General features: G+C 73.0%; 6 protein-coding genes. 3 read left to right on the top strand and 3 right to left on the bottom strand.

Going from position 1 to position 8,164, the window contains the following annotated elements:
• Nucleotides 1-2: 2 nt before the first annotated feature.
• The 3 genes from BM070_RS13715 to BM070_RS13705 form a co-directional block, all read right to left on the bottom strand.
• Nucleotides 3-1,415 carry an efflux RND transporter periplasmic adaptor subunit gene (locus tag BM070_RS13715; RefSeq protein WP_092939964.1) on the bottom strand — a complete coding sequence of 471 codons (1,413 nt, stop codon included), beginning with the start codon at nucleotides 1,413-1,415 and terminating at the stop codon, nucleotides 3-5.
• Between the two features lie 184 nt (nucleotides 1,416-1,599).
• Nucleotides 1,600-3,792, bottom strand: a complete 2,193-nt coding sequence (locus tag BM070_RS13710) for a protein-disulfide reductase DsbD family protein (RefSeq protein WP_092939963.1) — start codon at nucleotides 3,790-3,792, stop codon at nucleotides 1,600-1,602.
• 65 nt (nucleotides 3,793-3,857) lie between these two features.
• Nucleotides 3,858-4,613 (bottom strand): alanyl-tRNA editing protein, encoded by a 756-nt coding sequence (locus BM070_RS13705; protein ID WP_092939962.1) that lies wholly within the window; start codon nucleotides 4,611-4,613, stop codon nucleotides 3,858-3,860.
• Nucleotides 4,614-4,862: 249 nt separating this feature from the next.
• Between BM070_RS13705 and BM070_RS13700 the strand changes: the two genes are divergently transcribed.
• The 3 genes from BM070_RS13700 to BM070_RS13690 are packed head-to-tail and all read left to right on the top strand — an operon-like array spanning nucleotide 4,863 to nucleotide 8,106.
• The gene (locus tag BM070_RS13700) at nucleotides 4,863-5,378 is read left to right on the top strand and encodes a FecR family protein (protein WP_092939961.1); all 516 of its coding nucleotides are present in this window, start codon (nucleotides 4,863-4,865) and stop codon (nucleotides 5,376-5,378) included.
• Nucleotides 5,378-6,019 carry an OmpA family protein gene (locus BM070_RS13695; protein WP_092939960.1) on the top strand — a complete coding sequence of 214 codons (642 nt, stop codon included), beginning with the start codon at nucleotides 5,378-5,380 and terminating at the stop codon, nucleotides 6,017-6,019. The genes BM070_RS13700 and BM070_RS13695 overlap by 1 nt, the downstream gene beginning before the upstream one ends.
• Complete coding sequence (locus BM070_RS13690) at nucleotides 6,019-8,106, top strand: CHASE2 domain-containing protein (RefSeq protein ID WP_092939959.1); 2,088 nt, start codon at nucleotides 6,019-6,021, stop codon at nucleotides 8,104-8,106. Before BM070_RS13695 ends, BM070_RS13690 begins: the two co-directional genes overlap by 1 nt.
• The last annotated feature ends 58 nt before the right edge of the window (nucleotides 8,107-8,164 follow it).

The raw sequence follows: 8,164 nt of genomic DNA, 5'->3' as shown, positions 1-8,164 counted from the left end.
CGTCATCGGGCCGCGGGCTGCGAGGCAGCGGGCGCGGCGGCGGGTGCGGGCGCGGTGGGGGCCGGCTCTGCAGAAGCCGGCGCGGCCGGCGCCTGCGCTGCGCCGCCGTCCTGCGGCGGGCGGTGGCGGCGGCCTTCGCCCTGCGGCTCGGAGCCGCGCGCGCGCCGGCCCGGGGCGCCATCGGCGCTGCCCGGGCGCGGGCCCTGGCCTTGCAGCTGCACCTTCGCGCCGTCCTTGAGGCGGTCGCCGCCTTCGGTCACCACGCGCTCGCCGGGCTTCAGGCCTTCGGTGATGGCGACCAGGCTCACCGTCGCCTGGCCGCGCTTGATCTTGCGCAGCGACACGGTGCGGTCTTCGTTGATGACATAGACGAAGTCGCCGTTGGCGCCGGTGCGCACGGCCGTCACCGGCACCACCACGGCCGGCACCTCGCGCAGCAGCAGCCGCACGTTGACGAACTGGTTGGGAAACAGCGTGCCATCGGCATTGCCGAAGCGGGCCTTGGCCTTGACGGTGCCGGTGGTCGTGTCCACCAGGTTGTCCAGCGTGAGGAAGTTTCCCTCGGCCAGCGCCCGCGTGCGGGTGCGGTCGAAGGCCGTCACCGCCAGCGGCGCGCCGCCGCGCTGCGCGGCCTGCACGTCGCCCAGCCGGTCCTGCGGAATGGCGAATTCCACGTCGATGGGGTCTTCCTGCGTCAGCGTGGCGATGCCGTTGGCCTCGCCCGCGCTCACGTAGTTGCCCGCATCCACCGCGCGCAGGCCGATGCGGCCACTGGCCGGCGCGGTGATGCGCGTGTAGTCCAGGTTCAGCCGGGCGGCCTGCTCCTGCGCCAGGTCGGTGGTCACGGTGCCCTGCAGCTGGCGCACCAGCGCGGCCTGGGTGTCCACGTCCTGGCGGGCGATGGAGTCCTGCCCGAGCAGGGTGCGGTAGCGTTCGAGCACGATGCGGGCGTTGTCCAGCTGCGCCTGGTCGCGCTGGCGCGTGCCCTGGGCCTGCAGCAGCGCCTGCTCGAAGGGACGCGGGTCGATGCGGGCCAGCACCTGGCCCTTCTTCACGCGCTGGCCTTCGGTGAACAGCACCTCGGTCATAACGCCCGAGACCTGCGGGCGCAGCGTGACGGTGGCCAGCGGCGTGACCGTGCCCAGCGCCTCGATCGTCACCGGCAGTTCGGACTGGCGGGCCGCGGCCTCGCCCACCGTCACCATCAGCCGCCCGCCGGGAAAGCCGCCGCTCCCGGGCGCTTGCGAGCGCTGCACCAGATACCAGGCAGCCCCGGCGATCAGGGCCACGGTGCCGACGGCCACGACCGTGCCCAGCCAGCGGCTGCGGCGGCGGGGCGGGGTGGCGGCATCGGTGGCGGGGCCGGAGGCGGGCGGCTGGGCGGGCGCGGGGTGGGGGGCGTCTTGCGGGCTCATGGCGGTCCTGTGTCTGGGCGGAGTGGCACCGTCCGGGCGGCCTGTCGTCGGCGCCGGGCGCTGGTGCCGATCGTAGGGGCGCACGTTGGCGGTTTCCAGGCTGCCGTGCGAAGAAAAGTAAAGGAATCGCGAAGAAAGAGTGGCCGGCGCTGCGGCCGGCGGGCGTCAGAGCGCGTTCACGATCTCAGATCGCGTTGACGGCGTCCGTCAGCTCCTTGCGGCCCAGCACCTCGCTGAACACCACCGGCGGCTTGCCCGGGGCCATCAGCACATAGACCGGCACGCCGCTGCGCCCCAGCTTGGCCAGCGCGGCGGTGATCTGCGCGTCACGCCGCGTCCAGTCCGCCCGCAGCAGCGTGACCTTCTTGGCGGCCAGCGCGCCCAGCACCTCGGGGTTCGACAGGGTGGTCTGCTTGTTGTACTGGCAGGTCACGCACCAGGCGGCGGTGAAGTCCACGAACACCGGCTTGCCCTCGGCAACCAGCTTTTCGGGCAGGCCGGCCTGCCAGGGCTGCCAGCCTGCGGGCGCGCCTGCCGCGGCCAGGGCGGCGGGTGCGGGTTCGATGGCTTTCGGGCCCCAGGCCCAGGCCAGATAAGCGCAGATTGCTATGGAAAGCGGAGCGATCACCGCCCGGGCGCGCCCGGTCAGCGTGAGCGACCACACGGCCATGGACAGGGCCACCAGCAGCGCCAGCAGCGCCGCCGCGCCGTTGATGCCGCTTTGCTGGCCCAGCACCCAGACCAGCCAGACCACGGTGGCGAACATCGGGAAGGCCATCAGGCGGCGCAGCGTGTCCATCCACAGGCCGGGCCGTGGCAGGGCGCGCGCCACGGCCGGCACCCAGCTGGCCGCCAGGTAGGGCAGGGCCAGCCCCAGGCCCAGCGCCGCGAAGATGGCCAGCGCCTGCACGCCCGGCAGCGTGGCGGTGAGGCCCAGCGAGGCGCCCATGAAGGGCGCGGTGCAGGGCGAGGCCACGGCCACAGCCAGCACGCCGGTCAGGAAGGCGTCGGCCACCGGGTGGCGCGCCTGCAGGCTGGCGATGCCGCCCGGCAGCATGCGGCCGAACTCGAAGACGCCCGCCAGGTTCAGCCCCAGCAGGGTGAAGAGCGCGGCCAGCGCCGCCACCACGGCGGGCGACTGCAGCTGGAAGCCCCAGCCCACGGCCTCGCCGGCAGCGCGCAGGCCGAGCATCAGCGCGCCTAGCAGCACGAACGACAGCACCACGCCGGCCGTGTAGGCCAGCCCGCTGATGCGGTGCGAGCGCAGGCTCTGCGTGTGGCGGGCGAAGCCCACCACCTTGATCGCCAGCACCGGGAACACGCAGGGCATGAGGTTCAGGATCAGCCCGCCCAGCAGCGCGCCGAACAGCGCCACCACGAAGGTGCCCAGCGGCGCGGGCGTGGGCTCGGCGCGCGGGGCGGCGGCCGCTGCCGCGTCGGCATTGGCCTGCAGCGCGGCCTGCAGGGCGGGCGACACGCCGGCCTGGCCCGGCAGCGGCGGCCAGCCGTCCTGCACGGAGAGCTCCACCCGCCAGCCCTGGCCGGCATGGGCCAGCACCAGGGGCAGGGGCTCGGGGCCCGCGCTGCGGTGGGGCGAGAGCGGCAGGCGCGCCGTCCACACCGGGCCCTGCCAGCGCTGGGCCACGGGGGCGGCGGTCTCTGCCACGCCGGGCGTTTCGGCGAACACGTCCAGCGTCTCGCCCTGCAGCGATGCGGGCAGGCCCGCCACCGACAGCGCCACCGCCGTGCCTTCCACATGCGCCATGTTGCCGGCGGCCGGCGCCAGCGGCACGGGGTGCGCCTTGGCGGCTGCCGCGAAGGCGGCGGAATTGAGCGCGGTGGAGCCCTGCAGCGGCACCGTCAGCGTGAAGCTGCCCTCTTCGGGAATGCATTCCTTGCGGCAGGCCAGCCACGAGGCGTGCAGCGTGAAGGTCGCCTCCCGCGCCAGCGGGCCGGGCGCGTAGGCGCTGGTGACCGTCATGGGCACGGGCAGCAGCACCGTGCCTTCGTAACCGTAGTTGGCCAGGTTGCCGATGGGGATCTTGCGCGGCACGGGCCAGGCGATCTCGCCCGCGTCGATGCCGGCCGGCAGCTGCCATTCGAACTGCGTGGGCAGGCCGGAATCGCCGGGGTTCTTCCAGTAGGTGTGCCAGTCGGGCTGGTGGGTGATCGACAGCCCCAGCCAGAGCGGCTTGCCCGGGCCCACGCCCTCGGGCGCCTGGGCCACCAGCTCGGCCTGCACGTGCGGCGTGGTGACGATGCTGCCCGCCGCGCCCTGCCTGGGCGCCAATTGGGCATCAGCGCTGATGGATAGAGCGCTGAATGCTATGAAAAAGAGAGTGGGCAGCAGGCGCTGCAGCGGGCGGATGGACAACATGGCGCGGGGTGTGGCTGTGTGGGATCGGTGGCGGGCGGCGGGGTTCCCGGGGCTCTTGCGCCCGGTCAGGCGAAGCCCAGCACCACGCGGCGCGCCATGGCGCCCTTCTTCTCGATCTTGGTGACCACCACGGCGCCGATGTCCGAGGTGCGCGCCACGTGCGTGCCGCCGCAGGGCTGCAGGTCGATCTGCGCGCCGCCGCCGTCGCTGTCGCCCGTGCCGCCCACGCGCACGGTGCGCACCGTGCCGGTGCCGCGCGGCGGCTGCACGCTCATGCTCTTGACCAGCGCGGGGTTGGCGTCCAGTTCGGCATCGCTGATGGCGCCGATGGTGACGGGGTGGTCCTCGGCCACCAGCCGGGCGATGGCGGCGGTGAGCGCGTCCTTGTCGAGCGCGCCGTCCATGTGGAAGTCCAGGCGCGCGGAGTCCGGCGTGATCGAGCAGCCGTTGACCGGCTGCGCCACCACGTGGCAGAGCAGGTGCGTGGTGGTGTGAAAGCGCATCAGCCGGTGGCGCCGCTCCCAGTCCAGCCGGGCGGTGACTATCTCGCCCACGGCGGGCCGCGGCGCGTCGGCGTCGGCCGGCAGGTGCACGATGTCGGCGGTGGGCTGGCCCTCGGCGTCCTTGCCCTTGCGGGTGTCGGCCACGGCCCAGGCGCTGCCGTCCGCGCGCAGCAGCACGCCGCTGTCGCCCGCCTGCCCTCCGCCCAGCGGGTAGAACACGGTGCGGTCCAGCACCACCCCGCCCTCGGGCGTGTGGGCCGTGACGGTGGCGCTGCATTCACGGAGATGGCTGTCCTGGCGGAAGAGGTCTTGGGTCATCGTGTGATGGTAGTCAATCCTGGCGGCAGAGCCGGCCGCTGCCGGTTCGGCCGGGGGCGATGCCGCCCGGGCGGTCCGCCTCTCGGAAACGTCTGAAATCGGCTTGTCGCAAAAGGATGTTATTTGTTAGTATTGGTAACAGATGAGTGCGCGGGTCGTCAAGTCCGGCGCGCAGGCCAGACCGCCTGTGCACGCTTCGTCGGCCTTTTCCGTTCATCCCCCATACGACTCACAAGGGACTGGTTCCATATGACCCCGCTGCTCACGCCTGCACTTCGACGTGCCGGCCGTTCGGTTCTGGCCATCCTGGCCTGCTGGCTGGCCGTCGGCGTGTTTCCGCCAGCCGCCCAGGCCGGCGGCGCGCATGAGGCCACGGACGCGCCCGACGGCATCGCGCTGGTCAAGCGGGTGTCCGGCAGTGTGCAGCTATGGCGTGCAGGCGTCAGCCAGGCGCTGAAGGAAGGCCAGACGCTCGCCGCGACCGACCGCGTGCAGACGGGCGCCGACGGCACCGCCGCGCTGGTGTTCCGCGACGGCACGCGGCTCACGCTCGGCCACTCTTCGGACCTGCAGCTGCGCCGCTACGCGTTCGCGCCGAAGGCCGACGGGTGCGGCGACTGCGCCTTCGACATCTACCTGTCCAAGGGCCAGGCGGTCTATGCCTCCGGCAAGATCGGCAAGCTCGCGCCGCAGTCGGTCCAGCTGGAAACGCCCAACGCCGTCGCCGGAGTGCGGGGCACCCGCCTGATCCTGGAAGTGCACTGATGGGCCTGGGCGCCGCTTTTTCCCGGCCAGGCCGGCGCCTCGCCGCGCTCTGCTGCGTGCTGGGGCTGCTGCTCGGCGGCTGCGCCACGCCGCCGCCGCCCCAGCCGGGCACGACGCTGATCCTGCTGCCGGACGATGACGGCCATGTCGGCAGCGCGTGGCTGGGCACCGCCCAGGGGCGCCAGACGCTCTCCGAAGGTTTCAGCGGGGCGTCTGTCGTCGGCAGCGCCGGGGCGCCCTCCGCCCTCGCGCTCGGCCAGGCGGCCGTCGATGCCCGCTATGCCTCGCTGCTGGCCGCGCAGCCGCTGCCGCCGCGCAGCTTCACCCTGTATTTCCTGCAGGGCAAGACGGTGCTGACGCCGGCCTCCTGGGCCCAGCTGCCCGAGCTGCTGCGCACCGTGCGCGAACGCAGGCCGGCCGTCATGGGCATCTTCGGCCACACCAGCGCCGAGGGCGAAGGGGATTTCAACCAGCAGCTTTCCTTGCGGCGGGCGCACACCGTCGAGCGGCTCGTGCGCCAGGGCGATCCCGAGGTGGGTGACGTGGAGGTCCGGGGCCTGGGCAGCACCGAGCCGCTCACCGGGCCCGGCATCGGCCCCAACGACCCGCGCAATCGCCGTGTCGAGATACAGGTGTTCTGATGGCCCGGCCCCGTTGGGTCCGCTGGGCCCGCTGGTTCCGGTTCGATCACCGGTTCAGCCGCCGGCAGGTGCTCGCGCTCTTCGGCGGCAGCCTGGCTGCGGCGGCGGCCGTGGGGGCGCTGCTCGCGCTGTGGCCGGCCGCGTTCGCGCCGGCCGACCACCTGCTGCTCGACAGCTGGCTGCGCGTGGGGGCGTCGCCGGCTCCGGCGCCCAGCACGATCGTGGTCGATATCGACGAGGCCAGCCTGGCTGCCGCAGGCCAATGGCCCTGGCCGCGCTATCGCATCGCCACGCTGCTGCGGCGCATCGCCAGTGCACAGCCGGCCGCGATCGCGCTGGACATCTTCTTCCCCGAGCCCGATCGCAGCTCCCTGAACACGCTGCGCGAGAGCTTCCGGCACGACTTCGGCGTGGATCTGAAGATCTCGGGCGCCCCTTCCGGCCTCTACGACAACGACCGCTACCTGGGCCGCGTGCTCGCCGAGACGCAGACGGTCGGCGCGAGCTACCTGTACTTCGACCGCCGCACCGCACCCCTGCCGGACGGCAGCCTGCCCGGAGCGCTGCCGCCGGAGCCTTCGTTCGGCCTGCTGGATCTGCCTCTGGCGACCGGCGTCCTGTCCAACACCCCCGCCATCGAGGGCAGCCTGGGCCGCAGCGGCTTCGTCAACCACTCCGTGGACGGCGATGGCGTGCTGCGCCGCGTGCCGCTGCTGATCGCGCAGGCGGGGCGCGTGCATCCCAGCCTGGCGCTGGCCGCCGTGATGCAGGCCACCGGCGTGCAGGGCGTGCAGGTCCAGCAGACGCCGGATGGCCCGCAATTGAAGGCCGGGGCGCTCACCGTGCCGGTGGACCGCCGCGGGCAGGCCCTGCTGCGCACGGCGCCCAGTGCCGCGGCCTATCCGTCCGTGTCCGCGGTGGACATCCTGAACGGGCGCTTCTCCGCGGACGACTTCGCGGGCCGGGTCGTCTTCCTGGGCAGCTCGGCCCTCGTACTGAACGACTACCACCGCACCGCCGCGGCCGCGCGGTTGCCGGGCCTGCTCGTCCAGGCGGCGACGGCCGAGAACCTGCTGCACGACGGCTTCGTGCGCCAGCCGGCGTGGGCGCCCCAGGCGGCGACCGCTGCCGCCCTGGTGGTCGCGGCGGCCCTGGCCGGCCTCTTCGTCTGGAGCAACAGCATCGCGCTGCTGCTGGGCGGCGCAGTGGCCGGCCTGCTGCCTTGTGCCGCCAGCCTGCTGCTCTTCCTGCGCACGGGCATCTTCGTGTCGGCGGCGGCGCCGCTGCTGGTGGCCGCCGGGCTGCTGGCCGGCGGCTTCGCGGCGCGCCATGCCATCGAGCGGTGGCGGGCCCTGACCTGGCAGCGCCAGCTGGCCAACGCCCGCGAAATCACCATCGAGTCCATGGCCTCGGTGGCCGAGACGCGCGACCCCGAAACCGGAGCGCACATCAAGCGCACCCAGCATTACGTGCGGGAGATCGCCCTGAAGCTGCGCGGCATGGGCCGCCATCCACAGATCCTGACGCGGGCCTACATCGAGCTGCTCTTCCGGTCGGCGCCCCTGCACGACATCGGCAAGGTCGGCGTGCCCGACCACATCCTGCTCAAGCCGGGCAGGCTCACCCCGGATGAGATGGAGCAGATGAAGCGGCATGCCGACTACGGCCGGCAGATCCTGCTGAGCGCGGCCCAGCGCATCGATGGCGAGAACTTCCTCACCATCGCCGCGGACATCGCCGGCAGCCACCACGAGCGCTGGGACGGCGGCGGCTATCCCCGCGGCTTGGCCGGCGATGCCATTCCGCTCGCCGCGCGGATCATGGCCGTGGCCGACGTGTACGACGCGCTCATCAGCCGCCGCTGCTACAAGCCGCCTTTCACGCATGAGAACGCCATGCAGCTGATCCGCGAGCAATGCGGCGCCGCGTTCGACCCCGAGGTGCTGGAGGCCTTCCTCGCGATCGAATCCACGATCGTGTCCATCGCGGCGCGGTTCCGCGATGACGAATCATCCGGGGTGCCGCCCGTGGACCTGGCAGCCATCGCCCAGCTGTCCGGCACGGGCGGGGCCGCAGGTCTGCCCTGACGGGCGCGGCCGGGCGATGCCGCCCCTCGGGAGCGCTCCAGGAGACCGCTGACGATCC

This window comes from Paracidovorax wautersii (assembly GCF_900113035.1).
Lineage (GTDB): Bacteria > Pseudomonadota > Gammaproteobacteria > Burkholderiales > Burkholderiaceae_C > Paracidovorax > Paracidovorax wautersii.
This window is presented reverse-complemented; position numbering and strand designations above follow the sequence as displayed.